The sequence below is a fragment of the Mesorhizobium sp. B2-3-14 genome (genome assembly GCF_006442175.1).
Taxonomy (GTDB): Bacteria; Pseudomonadota; Alphaproteobacteria; order Rhizobiales; family Rhizobiaceae; genus Mesorhizobium; species Mesorhizobium australicum.
The window spans coordinates 273883-290443 of record NZ_VFVP01000006.1 but is presented as its reverse complement, the minus strand read 5'-3'; the positions used below and the strand labels follow the sequence as shown (position 1 = coordinate 290443).

17 protein-coding genes are annotated in these 16561 nt (G+C 63.8%); 8 read left to right on the top strand and 9 right to left on the bottom strand.

Annotation, left to right across the window (positions count from 1 at the left end; translation table 11 throughout):
- Positions 1 to 293: 293 nt before the first annotated feature.
- Positions 294 to 1160, bottom strand: a complete 867-nt coding sequence (locus FJ950_RS18330; RefSeq protein ID WP_140617814.1) for an NAD(P)-dependent oxidoreductase — start codon at positions 1158 to 1160, stop codon at positions 294 to 296.
- Positions 1161 to 1339: 179 nt separating this feature from the next.
- On the opposite strand from FJ950_RS18330, the gene FJ950_RS18325 reads away from it, so the two are divergent.
- Complete coding sequence (locus tag FJ950_RS18325) at positions 1340 to 1606, top strand: type II toxin-antitoxin system VapB family antitoxin (RefSeq protein WP_140617813.1); 267 nt, start codon at positions 1340 to 1342, stop codon at positions 1604 to 1606.
- Between the two features lie 244 nt (positions 1607 to 1850).
- Here the strand turns inward: FJ950_RS18325 and FJ950_RS18315 are convergent, their stop codons facing one another.
- Both FJ950_RS18315 and FJ950_RS18310 read right to left on the bottom strand, forming a co-directional pair.
- Positions 1851 to 2537: a helix-turn-helix transcriptional regulator gene (locus FJ950_RS18315; protein ID WP_140617812.1), complete on the bottom strand. Its 687-nt coding sequence runs from the start codon at positions 2535 to 2537 to the stop codon at positions 1851 to 1853.
- An 8-nt stretch (positions 2538 to 2545) separates the two neighbouring features.
- Complete coding sequence (locus tag FJ950_RS18310; RefSeq protein ID WP_140617811.1) at positions 2546 to 3418, bottom strand: S1C family serine protease; 873 nt, start codon at positions 3416 to 3418, stop codon at positions 2546 to 2548.
- 166 nt (positions 3419 to 3584) lie between these two features.
- Here FJ950_RS18310 and FJ950_RS18305 point away from each other — a divergent pair, with 166 nt between their 5' ends.
- Complete coding sequence (locus FJ950_RS18305) at positions 3585 to 4535, top strand: trypsin-like peptidase domain-containing protein (protein WP_140617810.1); 951 nt, start codon at positions 3585 to 3587, stop codon at positions 4533 to 4535.
- On the opposite strand, the gene FJ950_RS18300 is transcribed toward FJ950_RS18305, so the two are convergent.
- The gene (locus FJ950_RS18300) at positions 4495 to 4971 is read right to left on the bottom strand and encodes a VOC family protein (protein WP_140617809.1); all 477 of its coding nucleotides are present in this window, start codon (positions 4969 to 4971) and stop codon (positions 4495 to 4497) included. The genes FJ950_RS18305 and FJ950_RS18300 overlap by 41 nt on opposite strands.
- Positions 4972 to 5037: 66 nt before the next feature.
- Between FJ950_RS18300 and FJ950_RS18295 the strand changes: the two genes are divergently transcribed.
- The gene (locus FJ950_RS18295) at positions 5038 to 5631 is read left to right on the top strand and encodes a TetR/AcrR family transcriptional regulator (protein ID WP_140617808.1); all 594 of its coding nucleotides are present in this window, start codon (positions 5038 to 5040) and stop codon (positions 5629 to 5631) included.
- A 122-nt stretch (positions 5632 to 5753) separates the two neighbouring features.
- On the opposite strand, the gene fabF is transcribed toward FJ950_RS18295, so the two are convergent.
- The gene (gene fabF / locus FJ950_RS18290) at positions 5754 to 7022 is read right to left on the bottom strand and encodes a beta-ketoacyl-ACP synthase II (protein WP_015316238.1); all 1269 of its coding nucleotides are present in this window, start codon (positions 7020 to 7022) and stop codon (positions 5754 to 5756) included.
- 35 nt (positions 7023 to 7057) lie between these two features.
- A complete protein-coding gene (locus FJ950_RS18285) occupies positions 7058 to 7636 on the bottom strand; it encodes a TetR/AcrR family transcriptional regulator (RefSeq protein ID WP_015316237.1) in 579 nt (192 codons plus the stop codon).
- 85 nt (positions 7637 to 7721) lie between these two features.
- Here FJ950_RS18285 and FJ950_RS18280 point away from each other — a divergent pair, with 85 nt between their 5' ends.
- From FJ950_RS18280 to FJ950_RS18270, 3 genes are all read left to right on the top strand, one after another.
- A complete protein-coding gene (locus FJ950_RS18280; protein ID WP_140617807.1) occupies positions 7722 to 8834 on the top strand; it encodes an efflux RND transporter periplasmic adaptor subunit in 1113 nt (370 codons plus the stop codon).
- Entirely contained in the window at positions 8834 to 11944 is a 3111-nt protein-coding gene (locus FJ950_RS18275) for an efflux RND transporter permease subunit (RefSeq protein ID WP_140617806.1), read from the top strand. The genes FJ950_RS18280 and FJ950_RS18275 overlap by 1 nt, the downstream gene beginning before the upstream one ends.
- 141 nt (positions 11945 to 12085) lie before the next feature.
- Complete coding sequence (locus FJ950_RS18270) at positions 12086 to 12700, top strand: TetR/AcrR family transcriptional regulator (RefSeq protein WP_140617805.1); 615 nt, start codon at positions 12086 to 12088, stop codon at positions 12698 to 12700.
- A gap of 382 nt (positions 12701 to 13082) precedes the next feature.
- Here FJ950_RS18270 and FJ950_RS18265 read toward each other — a convergent pair whose 3' ends face one another.
- Positions 13083 to 14045 carry a LysR family transcriptional regulator gene (locus FJ950_RS18265; protein ID WP_140617804.1) on the bottom strand — a complete coding sequence of 321 codons (963 nt, stop codon included), beginning with the start codon at positions 14043 to 14045 and terminating at the stop codon, positions 13083 to 13085.
- 107 nt (positions 14046 to 14152) lie between these two features.
- On the opposite strand from FJ950_RS18265, the gene FJ950_RS18260 reads away from it, so the two are divergent.
- Positions 14153 to 14788 carry an FMN-dependent NADH-azoreductase gene (locus tag FJ950_RS18260; protein WP_015316231.1) on the top strand — a complete coding sequence of 212 codons (636 nt, stop codon included), beginning with the start codon at positions 14153 to 14155 and terminating at the stop codon, positions 14786 to 14788.
- A 54-nt stretch (positions 14789 to 14842) separates the two neighbouring features.
- On the opposite strand, the gene FJ950_RS18255 is transcribed toward FJ950_RS18260, so the two are convergent.
- Entirely contained in the window at positions 14843 to 15142 is a 300-nt protein-coding gene (locus FJ950_RS18255; RefSeq protein ID WP_015316230.1) for an AzlD family protein, read from the bottom strand.
- Positions 15139 to 15873 (bottom strand): AzlC family ABC transporter permease, encoded by a 735-nt coding sequence (locus FJ950_RS18250; protein WP_140617803.1) that lies wholly within the window; start codon positions 15871 to 15873, stop codon positions 15139 to 15141. Before FJ950_RS18250 ends, FJ950_RS18255 begins: the two co-directional genes overlap by 4 nt.
- Positions 15874 to 16044: 171 nt before the next feature.
- On the opposite strand from FJ950_RS18250, the gene FJ950_RS18245 reads away from it, so the two are divergent.
- Entirely contained in the window at positions 16045 to 16503 is a 459-nt protein-coding gene (locus FJ950_RS18245; RefSeq protein WP_015316228.1) for an Lrp/AsnC family transcriptional regulator, read from the top strand.
- Positions 16504 to 16561 lie beyond the last annotated feature (58 nt).

The following is a 16561-nucleotide window of genomic DNA, read 5'->3' as shown; positions in this document are numbered from 1 at the left end:
ACAAGAATTGTACAGGCCTTGGAGCCGGCTCATTGAATCACCGGGCTTCGCACCCCAGATTCCTGACTGGGCGTTCCCTGCCCCGTCCCGACTCCAGCGGGACGCATTGAGCCCCGCCGGCCCTCTCCGGCGGGGTTTTTTGCTTTCAGATCCACTTGATGCCTACAGAAGAAAACGGCGATCAGAGGCTTGAGCAGCTTCGTCGGGAATCGATGAGGGCACCAGCCACATGAACCGGAGCCGTTCGATGTCGAGTCCTTTTTTGAAAGCAAGCGGCGGCGGCAGAATCCCCTTCAGTAGATGTTCCTGATCTTGCTGTCCGTCCTGGCAAACACCTCATCCGGCACAAAAAAATCTCCGGCCAGCGGTCCGGTTGCGTTAGGCGCATAGACCGAGAAATCGCTGACGCCCTCGGCGCGCAGCACCTCTTCGTCGATATAGAAATTGCCTGATGCCTCGCGCGACGGCCGCATGAAGATCGCGTGCGCGGCATCGGCCATGATGTCGGGCGACCGGCTCATCGCCGCGACCGTCGCTCCGCCCAGAAGGTTGCGCACCGCGGCCGTGTCGATGGTCGAGATCGGCCACAGCGAATTGACCGCGATGCCATCCCTGGCGAATTCCGCGCTCATGCCCAGCGTGCACATCGACATGCCGAACTTGGCCATGGTGTAGGCGACATGGTTCTTGAACCATTTGGCCTTCATGTCGAGCGGCGGCGCCAGATTCAGGATGTGAGGGTTCTTCGCCAACTTCAGGTGTGGAATGCACATTTTGGACACGAGGAAGGTGCCGCGCGTGTTGATCTGATGCATCAGATCGTAGCGCTTCATGTCGGTTTCCAGCGTGCCGGTAAGCTGGATGGCGCTGGCATTGTTGACGCAGATATCGATGCCGCCGAATTTCTCGACGGTTCTGCCGACCGCCTCGGCCACCTGCGCTTCCTCGCGGATGTCGCATAGCACCGGCAGTGCCTTGCCGCCGGCCTGCTCGATCTCTTCAGCGGCGCTGTAGATCGTTCCCGGCAGCTTCGGATGCGGCTCCGCCGTCTTGGCGGCGATCGTCACATTGGCGCCGTCGCGCGCGGCGCGCAGCGCGATCGCCAGCCCGATGCCACGTGACCCGCCGGAGATGAACAGCGTCTTTCCCTTGAGCGACATTTTTCCTCCGCCTGGATTGTCTTGTGTCGCGATCCTTGCGCGCGCCAGAGCGGGATACAAGAGCTTGTGGTGCGACGCGATGGTGACGTAGCGGAGGGTACCGTGCCTTGTCGGCTGCAAACGACGTGGCGCCGAAACCGATTTGGCGTATGATTCCATACCGGATGGCAGATCACCAAATGGCTTTGTTCATCAAGAATGTCGAAGTGGAGCGGTTGGCCCGAGAACTTGCCAAGAGCCGTGGTGTGCCGGTGACCGAAGCGATCCGGCAGAGCCTCGAAAACGAAACTGCTCGCGAACACCTGACTTCTCAGCAAAACGAGTCTGACCTGATCGCGAGGCTGATGGAAATTTCAGAGCAAGCAGGCCGGATACCTGATCGGGACCGCCCAATGACCGAAGACGAAGTACTCGGTTACGATGAACTCGAAACACCGAGCAGCTGACGGATACTTCGTCCGCACCGTCGCGCCGCCCCTCATTGCCCTGCCGGGCATTTCTCCCCGTATAGTGACGGGGAGAAAGACGCTCTCATCGCGGACTTCGCCAATCATCACCTTTGCAAAAGGAGCGCCGAGGTCGCGGCAACTCCCTTCTCCCTGTCATTATACGGGGAGAAGGTGCCGGTAGGCGGATGAGCGGCAGCGCCGACCTCTGAAGATAATCGTCAGACTTGCCCGACATCCACTCCTAAACCAGAACCAGCCCCTGCCGCATCGCGATCGCGATGGCGTCCGTACGATTGGCGGCACCGAGCTTGATCAGGATCGCGGCGACATGGAACTTCGCTGTGTGGACGGAGATGTTGAGCCGCCGCGCGATCACCTTGTTGGGCGCCCCTTCGGCCAGCAGCGCCAGCACTTCCGCCTCGCGCGGCGACAGCGCTGGCCGGGCGGCGGCGCCATCGTCGACCGTTTCCTCGCCGAACAACCCGCTATGGCTTCCATCCCCATCGGCCGCATCACCGCGGTCGAAATCCTCATGCCTATCCAGCATCGAACGCCCTTCGCCGGACACCCGGTAGCCGGCGGCGGCCAGCCTGACGGCAGCGGCGATCAAAGCTGCGTCCGCGGCCAACGGCAGCACCGCAAACACCTGGCCTTGCGGCCCGCCCGCGCGGTCCGAAAGCAGTACCCTTGGCGTCGTGATGCTGCCGACGCCGGCTCGATCGACAGAGGCCGCGCTGTTGGCGACGGCGTCATCGACGATGGCGACATCGGCGACCCCGCCGCCGGCCACGACCGGCAGCAGATCGTCGGCCATGGCAAGCGAAGCCGACAAGCGCTCGGCACGCACGGCATCGCGCAGTGCGATCAGCACCACGAGCTGGCGTTCGCCGCGCGCCACGTCAGGCCTTGTCAGCGTGTCGCTTTCCATCCGTCCTCTCAGCTCAGCGGCTTTTCGCCGATCGTCAGCACGACGTCGCGCTGTTCGCCGCCGCGCACGACACCCAGCTTCACCGAAGCACCGGCGCTGTCGGGCCCGAGCCGGCGGATCAGATCTCGCGGACCATGCACAGCCTCGCCGTTCCACGCCACGATGATGTCGCCGAGCGAGAGGCCAGCGGCCTTGGCCGGGCCATTGTCGTCGAGGCTCATCACCATTGCGCCACGCGCGTCGCGGTCGCGTACCGGATGCAGGCCGGCGCCGAGGTAACCACGTGCGACATGACCCTTTTCGCGCAGCGTCGCCACCGCGCGTTCGATCGTCTCATAGGGCATGACCAGCGCGCGGCCACGCGGGCCGAACAGAAGCATGCCGATCAGCGCGCCCTTGGCGTCCAGCACCGGGCCACCCTCGAAGCGGCCGCCGGCACCGACAGCCAGGTTGATGCGCCGGTCGATGGTGCCGCCGCGCATCGAGCGCCAGGCCGGGCCGACTTCGCCGACCGAGCCCGACACGGCCAGCACCGAGCCCTGGCTGCTGCCGACAGCTATGGCGATATTGCCTGGCCGAACGGGGCTGGCTCTATCGAGGACAGGCGCGGTGGCCGCATCCGCGGGCTTCAGCAGGGCGACGCCCGTCGAAGGATCGCGGCCGACCAGTTCGGCCTTCGCCGTCTCGCCGGAGGCGAGCGTCAGTTCGATCTCCTCGCCGGCCTCGACGGCTTCCTCGGCGGTGACGAAATAGCCGTCGCCCCAGTGGAAGGCGCTCGCCGTGCGGTGATGATGCGTGGCGAAGCTTGCCGTTGTCGGCGTCGCCTTGGCGGCGATATCGGCGATGGCATCGGAAAATGCATTCAGATTGAAGTCGCTCATGATGATCTCCTGGGTTTTCTCATGCCCCAGATATCGCTCGGCAGTACGCCAGGAGGTACTCGCCTGACGGCTAGTTGCGGGTTCGACTGGCCATCTGGTCAGGTCGCGGCGGTTCCGGCCGCTCCGCACATATAGTCACGATCAAGCCTGAAAACACGGAGCCCCCATGGCCCTCGCCGCGCCAAAATTCCAACCGGACGAGACATTGCTCGACGCCTATTCGACGACGGTTGCCGACGCGGTCGACCGCATCGGCCCGGCTGTCTGCCGCATCGAGCGCATCGGGGGGCCGGGCGGCCATGGCTCGGGCTTCGTCATCGCGCCCGACGGGTTGGTCGTCACCAATTTCCATGTCGTGGGTGACGCCAGGACGGTACGCGTCTCGATGCCGGACGGAGCCTCCAGCGAAGGCCGCGTGCTCGGCCGCGACCCCGACACCGACATCGCCCTGGTGCGCGCTGACGGCAGCTTCGCCGACGTGGCGCCGCTGGGCGATTCCAAGCGGCTGCGGCGCGGCCAGATCGCGATTGCCATCGGCAATCCGCTGGGCTTCGAATGGACCGTCACCTCGGGCGTCGTCTCGGCGCTCGGCCGCTCGATGCGGGCTTCGACCGGCAGGCTGATCGACGACGTCATCCAGACCGACGCCGCGCTCAACCCCGGCAATTCCGGTGGTCCGCTGGTCTCGTCGGCCGGCGAGGTTATCGGCGTCAACACCGCCATGATCCATGGCGCGCAAGGCATCGCCTTCGCCGTCGCCTCCAACACCGCGAACTTCGTCATTTCCGAGATCATCCGCTTCGGCCGCGTGCGCCGCGCCTTCATTGGCGTCTCCGCCGACACGGTAAACCTGCCGCGGCGCGCGGCTCTCTTGTCGCAGGTCTCGACCAGCACGGCGGTACGGCTGCGCAGCGTCGAGAAGGACGGCCCGGCGGCCAGGGCGGGTCTCAGGGAAGGCGACATCATCGCCGCAATCGACGGCCGCCCGGTGACCGGCGTCGACGACCTCGTGCGCATGCTCGACGCCGAGCGCATCGGCCGCGAGACGCTGTGCACTGTGGTGCGCCGCACCGGCGTCAGCCAGGTGGCGGTGACGCCGGTGGCGCGGGCAAGTTGAGGCTGCCGTTCAAGCCCCCGTTGGCGCCTTCCGCATACTGCGCCAGGAATTCCTCGCTGGGCGGGATCGGCTTGATGACGTCGATCAGCACGCCGTTGGGATCCCTGGTGATGAAGTGGCGCTGGCCGAAAGGCTCGTCACGCAGCGTTCGCAGGATAGGCAGGCCGGCAGCAAGGATCCGGTCATGGACCGCATCGGGATCACGGACCTCGAAATTGATCAGCAGCCCGGAGGTTCGCCCCCGCCACTCCTCGGGAATCGTCTCGTGGTCGCCCTGGACGATGCCGAGATTGACGCGCTTGTTGTCCACCGACTGCAGATGCACGTACCAGTCGCTCTCAAACAACGGCCGGAAACCGAAATGCCTGACATAGAAGGCCGCGGTGCCGGCGACATCGCCGGTCATCAGCACCGGGTAGTAGCTCGTCGTCTTCATCTTTCCTTCTCCCGTCAACTGACATACAGTTTGCATGTAAATTGAATTAACATACAGGCTGCATGTATGCAACAGAAATCCGCGTGTCGTTCCAATCGCGATCGCACCGAGACAACGCGCGCCGACCTGATCGCGGCGGCGCGCAAACTGTTCACGGAAAAATCCTATGCCGAGACCGGCACACCGGAGATCGTTGCCGCCGCTGGCGTGACGCGCGGCGCGCTCTACCACCATTTCGCCGACAAGCAGGCGCTTTTCGCCGCCGTGGTCGAACAGGAAGCCGCGGCGGTGGCGCGAGAGATTGACAGCGCCTCCCCGCCTTCGCTCAGCGCCCGCGATGCGCTGATTGCCGGTTCCGATGCCTATCTCACGGCCATGCGCGCGCCCGGCCGCACGCGGCTCTTGCTGCTCGACGGCCCCGCCGTGCTCGGCCGCGCCGCCATGGACGCCATCGACAACCGCCACGGCAACCGCTCGCTGCGCGAGGGCCTTGTCGCGGCGATGCGGACGCAGTCGATGAAAAGATTGCCGCCCGAAGCGCTGACCGCCCTGCTTGCCGCCGCCTTCGACCGCGCGGCGCTCGCCATCGAGGCCGGTGCGTCGGGCGAAGACTACCGTGCCGTGCTGACGGCGCTGATAGACGGACTGTCGCGCGCCTGAAGTGCCCCCGCGAATGTATCGTGCAGTCATCGCCCGGGTGCGGGGCGACGATGTCGCCATGCGTAAACTTGTCGCCGGCTGCCACTGCCCGACCAGGACATCACGATTGCCGCAAGCCGCGGCTAGTCCGTCCAGCGCCGGAACAATGCGCTGGCGTTCACGCCGCCAAAGCCGAAGCCATTGGAAATCGCGTAGTCCATCTCCATCGGCCGGGCGTGGTTTGCGACGAAGTCGATCCCGTCGCTTGCCGGATCGGGGGCGCTCAAATTGAGGGTTGGCGGTGCGACCTGGTCCCTGAGCGCCAGGACCGTGAAGATCGCGCCAAGCCCGCCGGCGGCGCCAAGCAGGTGGCCGGTCGCCGACTTCGTTGCGCTGACGGCTATGCCGAAATCTTCTCCGAAGACCCTTTTGATCGCGGCGATTTCCCCCAAGTCGCCGACTGGCGTGGAGGTCGCGTGCGCGTTGAGGTGGCGGACCTCCCGTGCCGAAATACCGGCTTGGGCAATCGCGATCTCCATGGCCCGGCGCGCACCGTCGCCATCCTCGGGGCCGGAGGTGATGTGATAAGCGTCCGCCGTCGTGCCGTAGCCGACCAGTTCGGCGAGCGGTTTGGCGCCGCGCGCAAGCGCGTGGCTCAATGCCTCGATGACCAGGATGCCGGCGCCTTCGCCCATGACGAAGCCGTCGCGCGACATGTCGAACGGGCGGGAGGCCTCCTCAGGACGATGATTGAAGGACGTGGAAAGAGAGCGTGCCGCGGCAAAGCCGCCGAGGCTGACCGTATTGATGCAGGCTTCCGTTCCGCCGCAGACCGCGATGTCGGCCTCGTTGGCGCGGATAAGACGCGCCGCATCGCCGATCGCCTGGATGCCGGCCGCGCAGGCCGTCACCGGAGCGCCGAGCGGACCCTTGAACCCATATCGGATCGAAATCTGTCCCGCCGCCATGTTCACCAGGAACGACGGCACCGTGAACGGTGAGAGACGCCGAACACCGCGCAGGTCGACGGTTCGCACCGCTTCGGTTATCGCGGGAAATCCTCCGACACCCGACGCGATGATCGTCGCGGTGCGGGTCCTGTCATCGTCCGAGACCGGGTTCCACCTGGCCTGGGCAACCGCCTCTTCCGCAGCCGCCAGCGCAAAGACAATGAAGCGGTCGGCCTTGCGCTGGTCCTTCGGCGCCAGGACGATGTCTGGATCGAAGCCAACTTCGGGGTCTTCCAGCAAGGAAGGAACCATTCCACCGACCTTCGCCGGCAGGTCTCGCACCATGTCGTCCGGAAGCTTTCGAAGCCCCGAACGGCCGGCCAGCAGGCGCGACCATGACGCTTCGACATTGGCCGCGAGCGGCGTGACCGCTCCCATGCCCGTAACAACGATCCGTCGCATCTATTCTCCTATCACTTGGCCAGCGCGTGCGGCTTTCAAGCCGCGACGGCTTTGCGAACCTGAGCGGTGGCGGCACTCAGAAAAGCCTTCGCGAGATCGGGATCATTGACGGCGCGCGAGAGGACGACCGCGCCGACCATTGTCGAGAGAACGGCCATGGCTTTACCGCCGGGCGCATCGCCGTCCGCCTCGCCAACCCATGAGCCCAGCATCTCGAGGTATTCTCGGATGCCGGCCTCAAATGATGCCTTCACCTCGGCGCCTTGCCTGGCAGCATCCGAGCCAAGCGCAACCACCGGGCAGCCGTCCATCCTTTCCTCGCGATGCCCCGTGCTGAGATAGAAGTCGATCACGGCGCCAAGCGGGTCCTCAGGGCTCGCCGCGGCCGCCGTCGACCATCGGTTCGCAGCGCTTTCCAATGCCCGTCTGGACGCCTGCGCGACCAAGTCGTCCTTGGACGCGAACTGCTTGTAGAACCCGCCTTGGGTCAGCCCGGCGCCCTCCATCAAATCCTTGACGCCGATGCCATCGAATCCGCGCTCCCGAAAAAGCCGGCTCGCTACATCGATCACGGTTTGCCGGTTCTGCTCAGCTTGGCTGCGAGTCACACGCATCATTCGTCTCCTTTTTTGATTGCGTTCATAATCTATATCAGTTATAGAGTACGAATGCAATCTATTTTCACAGAAGGCGATGGGCATGAAAAAGAAACTCATTATTGGGCTGGGGAGCGTTCTGGTCGCGGGGTTTGGGGTGGCTGCATTCGTCACACTTCCCATTCGCACACAGGCAGCCGCCGTCGTGGCTGACCCGAGGCAGGAAGCACCGATCGTCAGACTGGTGACGGCAGTGGCGGTGACAGGATCCGAACGCGGCTTCACGGGTACAATTGCCGCGAGGGTGCAGAGCAATCTTGGGTTTCGCGTACCCGGCAAGATCATCGAGCGCCTTGTAAATGTCGGCGAACAGGTCAAGGCGGGCCAACCGCTGCTGCGGATCGATGATACCGATCTTGCCCTTGCCCTCACCGCCAAGCGCAACGCTGTCGCGGCTGCGCGCGCTGTCCTGGTTCAGACCAGTGCGGACGAGAAACGCTATGCGGTTCTGGTCAAGAAGGAGTTGGCCGCAACCCCGCAGCGTTACGAGCAGGCGAAGGCAGCACTCGATACCGCGACTGCACAGCTTGCCGCCACCGAAGCGGAAGCGAAGGTCGCGGAAAACGAGGCGGCCTATTCCGTCCTGGACGCGAACGCCGACGGAACCGTCGTCGAAACGCTTGGCGAGCCAGGACAGGTTGTCGCCGCGGGACAGACCGTGGTTCGGATCGCGAACGCCGGCCCCCGTGAGGCGGTGGTCACGCTTCCCGAAACGATCCGGCCGGCGATCGGCTCGGTAGCCGAGGCGGGCTTGTATGGGGGCGATGGGCGGCATTTTACGGCGCATCTCCGGCAGTTGTCGGACGCTGCCGATCCCCAGACTCGTACCTATGAGGCCCGTTATGTGCTCGATGGTGAGGCCGCGGCAGCACCGCTTGGCGCGACGGTAACCATCCGGCTTGCAAGCCAGGCAAGTCAAACGGAAGTCCAGGTGCCGCTCGGAGCCGTGCTGGACGATGGTCAGAAGACCGGCGTTTGGAGTTTGGACGGCGCAACCTCGACCGTACACTTTCGGCCCGTCAAGCTTGTTCGTGTAACCAGCGAAACCGCCGTGATCTCCGGGCTGAGCTCGGGCGATTCGATCGTTTCGCTCGGTGCTCATCTCCTGCAGGAAGGCGCTCGCGTCAGGACTGCCTCTGAAAACAGGAGCAACTGATGAGCCTCAATTTTTCCGCGATCGCCGTTCGCGAGCGAGCCGTTACCCTTTTCTTCATCATTCTGCTCGTCGCCGCCGGCGCCTACGCTTTCCTCATGCTTGGACGTGCGGAGGATCCCAACTTCACCATCAAGACCCTGACGGTCACGACCGTATGGCCGGGCGCGACGGCGCGCGAGATGCAGGACCTCGTCGCCGAACCGTTGGAGAAGCGACTTCAGGAGTTGACCTGGTACGACCGTGTGGAGACGACGACACGGCCAGGCTATGCCTATTTGACGGTCACGCTGAAGGACAGCACACCGCCATCCAGCGTGCAGGAGGAATTTTACCAGGCCCGCAAGAAGCTCGGGGATGAAGCCCGCAACCTGCCGCCCGGCGTGCTCGGCCCCTTCGTCAACGACGAATATTCCGATGTGAGTTTCGCTCTTTACGCCCTTAAGGCGAAGGGCTTGCCCATGCGGGAACTCGCCAGGCAGGCCGAGACCATTCGCCAGGACCTTCTGCATGTGCCCGGCGTCAAGAAGATCAACATCCTCGGCGAACGTCCCGAACAGATATTCGTCGAGTTTTCCTATGCCAAGCTGGCAACCCTCGGCGTGTCGGCGCAGGATATCGTCGCTGCCCTGCAGCGGCAGAACACCGTCACACCGGCGGGCTCGATCGACACAGAGGGGCCGCAGGTCTTTATCCGGGTCGACGGCGCCTATGACAGTGTCCAGACGATCGCCGACACGCCGATCGTCGCCGCGGGACGGACGTTGAAGCTCTCCGACATCGCCGTGGTCCGGCGCGGCTACGAGGATCCTGCCACCTATGTCATCCGTCACCAGGGTGAGCCGACCATCATGCTCGCGGCGGTGATGCAGGAGGGCTGGAATGGTCTTGAACTCGGCAAGGCACTGGAGGAGAGGTCAGCAGCGATCGCACAGACGCTGCCTCTCGGAATGACGCTGGCCAAAGTGAGCGATCAGGCCGTCAACATCGGCTCGTCGGTCAACGAGTTCATGATCAAATTCGCGATGGCGCTTGGCGTGGTGCTGCTGGTGAGCCTGCTCAGCCTCGGCTGGCGCGTCGGCATCGTCGTGGCGGCCGCCGTCCCGCTGACGCTCGCCGTCGTCTTTCTCATCATGCTGGAAACCGGCCGGTTCTTCGACCGCATCACGCTTGGTGCCCTCATCCTGGCGCTGGGCCTCCTCGTCGACGACGCCATCATCGCCATCGAGGTGATGGTGGTGAAAATGGAAGAGGGCATGGATCGCATCAAGGCGGCGGCCTATGCATGGAGCCACACCGCGGCGCCGATGCTGTCGGGCACGCTGGTGACGATCGCCGGGTTCCTGCCGGTGGGCTTCGCGCGCTCGACGGCCGGCGAATACGCCGGCAACATCTTCTGGGTCGTGGGGTTCGCCCTCATCGTCTCCTGGGTCGTCGCGGTTTTCTTCACCCCTTATATGGGCGTCAAGATGCTGCCCGCGATCAAACCGGTCGAAGGCGGCGTTCACGCCATATACGACACACCGAACTATCGGCGCCTCCGCCGGCTCATCACCTTTGCCGTGCGCCACAAGTTCGTGACCTGCGCTGCCGTCGGCATCGTCTTCGCGCTTTCGGTTGTCGGCATGAGCGGTCTCAAGCAGCAGTTCTTCCCGACATCCGACCGTCCCGAAGTGCTGGTCGAGGTTCGCCTGCCGGAGGGCACCAGCATCGAGACGACGACCGCCACGGTCGAGAAACTGGAACACTGGCTTGGCGGCCAGCCCGAGGCCAAGATCGTCACGAGCTATGTCGGTCAGGGCGCTCCCCGCTTCTTCTTCGCCATGGCGCCCGAATTGCCTGATCCCGCCTTCGCCAAGATCGTCGTCCTGACCCCGGACGCGGACGCGCGCGAGGCCTTGAAGCACAGGCTCCGTGAAGCGGTTGCGACAGGGCTTGCCCCCGAAGCGAACATCCGCGTTACGCAACTCGTGTTCGGACCTTACACGCCGTTCCCGGTCGAGTTCCGGGTCATGGGGCCAGACCCGCGGCAATTGTACACCATCTCCGAAAAAGCGCTCGACATCATGCGCGGCGTACCGGACGTGCGGCAGGCCAATCGCGACTGGGGCAATCGCACGCCGGTACTGCGCTTCATCCCGGATCAGGACCGATTGAACCTTATCGGCCTGTCGCCGGCGGAAGTGGCCCAGCAGCTCCAGTTCCTCCTCACCGGCATCCCGGTCACGCAGGTCCGCGAGGACATCCGCAACGTCCCCATCGTGGCCCGCAGCGCCGGCGGCGAGCGACTGGATCCATCGCGTCTGGCGGATTTCTCGCTGATGAGCCGGGAGGGCCGCCAGATTCCACTCGACCAGATCGGTCACTCCGAAGTTCGTCTGGAAGAACCGATCCTGAAACGCCGCGATCGCACACCCGTCATCACGATCCGCTCGGACATCAATGAGGCGACCCAGCCTCCAGAGGTTTCCAAGCAGATCATGACGGCCCTTCAGCCGCTGATTCAATCCCTGCCTGCCGGCTATCGCATCGAAATGGGTGGATCGATCGAGGAGGCAACCAAGGCCAACACAGCGCTGGGCAAGGTCTTTCCGGCCATGCTCGCCGCCATGCTGATCGTCATCATACTGCAGGTGCGATCCTTCTCGACGATGGCGATGGTCATGCTGACGGCACCTCTCGGTCTCGTTGGCGTCGTACCGATGTTGCTGGCCTTCAACCAGCCTTTCGGATTCAACGCCATCCTGGGCCTGATAGGCCTGGCAGGTATCCTGATGCGCAATACGCTGATCCTGACCGAACAGATCAAGGAGAACCGTGCCGCCGGTCTTGACGACTATCAGGCGGTCATCGAGGCCACGGTGCAACGCACAAGGCCGGTGATCCTGACCGCACTTGCCGCCGTTCTGGCTTTCATCCCCCTCACGCACTCCGTCTTCTGGGGATCGATGGCGTTCACGCTGATCGGCGGCACGGCTGCCGGCACGGTGCTGATCCTGCTGTTCCTCCCTGCACTCTACGTCGCGTGGTTCCGGATCAAGCCGGCCACGGATGAGGTCCAGGAGAATTCAACGGAGGAACCGGAAGTGCCGGCAGCAATGGCGGCCGAGTAGGGCTCCGTTGTCGCAGGAGACGGTTCGAATTCTTGCCCGTTGGCTCTGCCTGGACACAGGGCCAACGGCACGAACTTGCCGCTTACAGACGATCGTCCACGCGAGTCCGGCCGGTTCGCTTCATCAATTCTGGAGACATGCATGAACCGTCCAGTTCGAACACGAACTGATCCCGACGAGATGCGCGCGCGCATCCTGGCTGTGGCGGACGAGCAGTTTCGCCGCCTCGGCACCCATAAGACATCGGTGGCTGATATCGCCTCCGAACTCGGCATGAGCACGGCAAACGTCTATCGTTTCTTTCCCTCCAAGGGTGCGATCATCGAGTCCGTCTGTGGACGGGTCGTCAACGAGGTCGCCGGGATCGCCTCTGCGATCGCATGCACGAGCGCGCCGGCCCCGGAGAAACTCGACCAACTCCTGACCGCGATGCACCACCACAGCAAGACCACACTGGTCAAGGAAAGGCGCATGCACGAGATGATTGTCGCCGCCATGCAAAACAACTGCGCGATCATCCAGGCGCATACCGAGCGGGTGGTAACGATCCTCGAAGCGATTATCCGCGAGGGCATCCAAACACGGGAATTCAAGGTCGAAGATCCAGTGGAAGCAGCGCGCGCGGTCAAGACCGCCTTCACCCCGTTTTTCCACCCGATTCTGATCGAGCACCGCCTTCGACACGGCGAAGATGACGAAGCTGGCCTGCGCGAGCAGATTCGCTTTATCCTGAAAGGTCTGGGAAAGTCCGAGTGAGGCGCGTGCCGTTGGTCCGGCAGGGCTTAGCGATGGGAGGCGACCAGAAGATGGAGGTCGACACATTGGTTTCGCGACGACCGCAAAGTGGAAGGACATTATCGCGACCGGCTGTGAAGCATGGAGTTCCCCAACAGTCTCCGAAAGGCAGGTGATCGTGTCCTTGTACGCAGCGGAGAATGCAATGGCGAGGCAACCGAAACCGTCCAATCCCGTTGTGGCTGGCTCACCCACCTTGCGGGCTCACATTTGGGATGGACACATGAAAAGGACCTATGAAAAACCGACACTGCGCAAATGCGGAAAATTGACCGCCCATACGGCGCAGCTCGTGGTTTCCGGGGTGACGCAGATCGAATGATTTTCGGCTGAGTTCCAGGATTCAGCCGCCGGCGTTCGCATCACCGTCGGTGTCCGGCTCCTCTTCGGGCACCTCGCCCGGCTCGAACTCGTTGAAGCAGCCGAGCCCGCGCTTGAACCGGTCGATCAACCAGGCCGCCGCCGGCTTTGGACTGCGATCGTTGCGGTGCATGGCAAACAGGGGCGAACTCACTTCCTTGTAGGGTTCGAGGTCGAGTTCCACCAGGCGGCCGCTGGCCAGGTCGTCGGCGATCAGCCAGCGCGGCAGCCCGCCCCAGCCGAGCCCCTCGCGCATCAGTATGTGCTTGGTGCGCATGTCGGTCAGTCGCCACGTGCGGTAAGCGAAGACGCCGTAATCGCGTCCCTTGGTGCGCTCGGACTGGTCGATCACGACAAGCTGCGTATGCTCGCGCACATCCTCGAGCGCCACCGGCTTCGGCAGCAGGGCCAGCGGATGATTGGGCGCTGCCGCCGGCACCAGCGACATGAAGCCGATGCGCACGAGATGCACGTCGACATCGCCTAGCAGGCCGCCAATGCCGAGATCGGCCTGTCCGCTGACGACAAGATCGGGGATGAGACCGAGCGTGCCGATATACAGGCGCAGCATCACGGTCGGAAACCGCGCCTCGAATGCCTTGAGCACCCGCACCAGCACGGGGGAAGGCAATGATACGTCCACCGCCAGCGCCACCTCGGCCTCCAGCCCGTGACGGTGCCCGTCGACGCGCGAGCGCATGCGCTGCAGCACGCCAATCATGCGCCGCGCGTCTTCCAGCATCGCCCGGCCGATCTCGGTCAGTTGCGGCTCGCGCGTGCCCTCGCGCTCGAAAAGCTTCAGCCCGAGCTGCGCCTCGAGATTGGCGATACCGTAGCTGATGACGGATTGCGCGCGGTTGAGCTTGCGGCCGGCTGCCGAGAAACTGCCGGTATCGGCAACGGCGACAAGGATTTGGAGCTGGTCGAGGGTCGGGTTGGGCTGCATCGTTGTATCTACTTTATGGATGGATCGTATCGAAAATATACCAGTTTATCTGATTGGTCGATGCCCCATATATGGCGGGACAATTCATCCCACTGGAGAGACCCGCTATGTCCATTCTTCTCGTCACCTCAAGCCCGCGCGGCGCTGCCTCGCACTCGACCCGCATCGCCACCGAGTTCGCCCAGAAGCTTCTCGCCGCTGACCCGTCGAACACGCTGGTCGTGCGCGACCTCGTCGCCAACCCGCTGCCGCATATCGATGCCGACTATGCGACCGGCATCTACACGCCGGCCGATGCCCGCACCCCGCGCCAGGCCGAAGTGGTCGGCGTTTCCGATGTCGTGCTTGACGAGCTGTTCGCCGCCGACACGGTGATCCTGGCCACCGGCTTCATCAACTTCAACATCTCCTCGACGTTGAAGTCCTGGGTCGATCACGTCGCCCGCTCCGGCAAGAGCTTTGCCTATGGCGAGAACGGCCCCAAGGGTCTCGTCACCGGCAAGAAGGTCTACATCGTGCTGGCCTCCGGCGGCATCTATTCCGAAGGTGCGGCCGTGCAGTTCGATCACGCCGTCCCCTACCTGCGCAGCGTGCTCGGTTTTATCGGCATGACCGATGTCGACGTCATCCGCATCGAGGGCGTCTCCAAGGGACCTGACGCGGTGGATGCCGCGCTCGCCAAGGCTACGGCCACGGTCGATGCATTGGTTGCCGCCAGCCGTGATGTCGCGGCTGCAGCGTAAGACTCTCGGTCCATGGTTTGTCAAAGGCAGGCGTTCGCGCCTGCTTTTTTCGTTCTAGCCGATCAGATGCCTCAACAGGCTGGCCGAAGCGACCCCGATCAGCACGGTTGGCAGCATGGAAAGCCGTGTCGCGGCGACCAAGGTGATGGCCAATGCCGCGAGATCGGCGGGATTGCGCGACACGAAGGCCGGCGCGATGACAGAGATCAGCACGCAGCCGGGTGCTGCCTCCATCACTGCCGTGGCGCGGGGACTGAGCACGCGGTTGCGCAGCACGACATAGCCGCCGATCCGCGTCAGATAGGTGACGCCGGCCATCAGCACGATGGTGAGAAGGGTCGCTGCGTCGATCATGCATCACCCGCCATCAGCCAGGCCGCGGCCAGCCCCGACACCGCGCCGGCCGCGACATACCAGGCGCCGGGAACGAAGAGGTAGACCAGCGCCGCGACGGCCAGGCTGACAAGCCAGGGCCGCGCCGCCGCGACGCCCTTCCACATGCCGCGCATCAGCACCAGGAAGACGGCCGGAAACGCCATGTCGAAACCGTAGATCTCGACATGGCCCAGCATCGGGCCGAGCAAGGCGCCCAGCGTGGTGAAGGCTACCCAGGTCAGATACATCGCCAGCGCGGCACCCATGTAATAGCGCGGGCTGAAGGCCGGTGCGACACCGGCGGCGGCGCGCTGTTTGGCGTCGGCCAGGCCCAGCGCCCAGCTTTCGTCGCATAGGAAGAACAGCGCCGGAAACACCTTGCGCCGCGGCAGGTCGCGCAGGAACGGCGCGAGCGCCGCTCCCATCAACAGATGGCGGCTGTTGACCAGGAAGGTGATGGCGACGATGAGCAGGATGTGCGGCGGCGACGTCCACAGCTGGACCGCCGCGAATTCCGAGCCGCCGGCGAAGTTCAGCCCCGTCATCATGGACAACTCGACCGTGCTCAGCCCTTTCTGCACGGCCTGGGCGCCAAGCACCAGCGCATAGGGGATGGTGCCGAGCAGCACCGGCGCGCAGGATGCCACGCCACGGCGAAACTCCGATCCCGAACCATTGCCGACCGTCTCGACTGCCTGTGAAATGCTCATACCCTGCCATTGGGCGGCCCCACAGCCGCCCTGCCCTGCGTTTGAAAATCCCGTGATGTCAGGGGCAAAACATACCTACAGCTCTCCGCAATTTGGTTGCGAAGATTGTTGTCTTTCGTCAGATTTTGGCATTCACTGTTGCGAAGCCGCAGGAAAATGGAATTCAACGCCATGAAGCTCGACGACATCGACAAACGCATCCTGCGGGCGTTGCAGCGAGACGGCCGCATGGCCAACAATGATCTGGCCAATGAGGTCGGCCTGTCGCCCTCGCCTTGCCTGCGGCGCGTCAAGCTCCTGGAGGAAGCCGGTATCATCGACCGCTATGTCGCCGTGATCAATCCGGCCAGCATCGGCAAGGGCCTCACCTTCTTCACCCGCATCTGGCTGAAGGCACAGGACGAGGACACGATCGAACATTTCGCCACCGAGGTCGCCAAGCTGCCGCAAGTGATGGAGTGCTATCTCATGCTCGGCGACTGCGACGCCATGGTGCGTGTCGTGGCCGCCGGCATCGATGACTACCGGCGCTTCCAGTCGGAGCATCTCAGCCGCATCAAGGGCGTGCAGAACGTCAAGACCGACGTACCGAGCCAGACGATCAAATACACATCGGAACTGCCGATCTAGGACAAGCCAGCGCAAATCCAAGGGTCTGTATCCGTCAAAGCCCTAACGTCCAGACTGG

What these genes read in the sequence shown, in the direction of transcription:
- FJ950_RS18330 (WP_140617814.1), bottom strand. Translation starts at nt 1,160, where the DNA reads ATGTCGCTCAAGGGAAAGACGCTGTTCATCTCCGGCGGGTCACGTGGC.
- FJ950_RS18325 (WP_140617813.1), top strand. Translation starts at nt 1,340, where the DNA reads ATGGCTTTGTTCATCAAGAATGTCGAAGTGGAGCGGTTGGCCCGAGAA.
- FJ950_RS18315 (WP_140617812.1), bottom strand. Translation starts at nt 2,537, where the DNA reads ATGGAAAGCGACACGCTGACAAGGCCTGACGTGGCGCGCGGCGAACGC.
- FJ950_RS18310 (WP_140617811.1), bottom strand. Translation starts at nt 3,418, where the DNA reads ATGAGCGACTTCAATCTGAATGCATTTTCCGATGCCATCGCCGATATC.
- FJ950_RS18305 (WP_140617810.1), top strand. Translation starts at nt 3,585, where the DNA reads ATGGCCCTCGCCGCGCCAAAATTCCAACCGGACGAGACATTGCTCGAC.
- FJ950_RS18300 (WP_140617809.1), bottom strand. Translation starts at nt 4,971, where the DNA reads ATGAAGACGACGAGCTACTACCCGGTGCTGATGACCGGCGATGTCGCC.
- FJ950_RS18295 (WP_140617808.1), top strand. Translation starts at nt 5,038, where the DNA reads ATGCAACAGAAATCCGCGTGTCGTTCCAATCGCGATCGCACCGAGACA.
- fabF (WP_015316238.1), bottom strand. Translation starts at nt 7,022, where the DNA reads ATGCGACGGATCGTTGTTACGGGCATGGGAGCGGTCACGCCGCTCGCG.
- FJ950_RS18285 (WP_015316237.1), bottom strand. Translation starts at nt 7,636, where the DNA reads ATGCGTGTGACTCGCAGCCAAGCTGAGCAGAACCGGCAAACCGTGATC.
- FJ950_RS18280 (WP_140617807.1), top strand. Translation starts at nt 7,722, where the DNA reads ATGAAAAAGAAACTCATTATTGGGCTGGGGAGCGTTCTGGTCGCGGGG.
- FJ950_RS18275 (WP_140617806.1), top strand. Translation starts at nt 8,834, where the DNA reads ATGAGCCTCAATTTTTCCGCGATCGCCGTTCGCGAGCGAGCCGTTACC.
- FJ950_RS18270 (WP_140617805.1), top strand. Translation starts at nt 12,086, where the DNA reads ATGAACCGTCCAGTTCGAACACGAACTGATCCCGACGAGATGCGCGCG.
- FJ950_RS18265 (WP_140617804.1), bottom strand. Translation starts at nt 14,045, where the DNA reads ATGCAGCCCAACCCGACCCTCGACCAGCTCCAAATCCTTGTCGCCGTT.
- FJ950_RS18260 (WP_015316231.1), top strand. Translation starts at nt 14,153, where the DNA reads ATGTCCATTCTTCTCGTCACCTCAAGCCCGCGCGGCGCTGCCTCGCAC.
- FJ950_RS18255 (WP_015316230.1), bottom strand. Translation starts at nt 15,142, where the DNA reads ATGATCGACGCAGCGACCCTTCTCACCATCGTGCTGATGGCCGGCGTC.
- FJ950_RS18250 (WP_140617803.1), bottom strand. Translation starts at nt 15,873, where the DNA reads ATGAGCATTTCACAGGCAGTCGAGACGGTCGGCAATGGTTCGGGATCG.
- FJ950_RS18245 (WP_015316228.1), top strand. Translation starts at nt 16,045, where the DNA reads ATGAAGCTCGACGACATCGACAAACGCATCCTGCGGGCGTTGCAGCGA.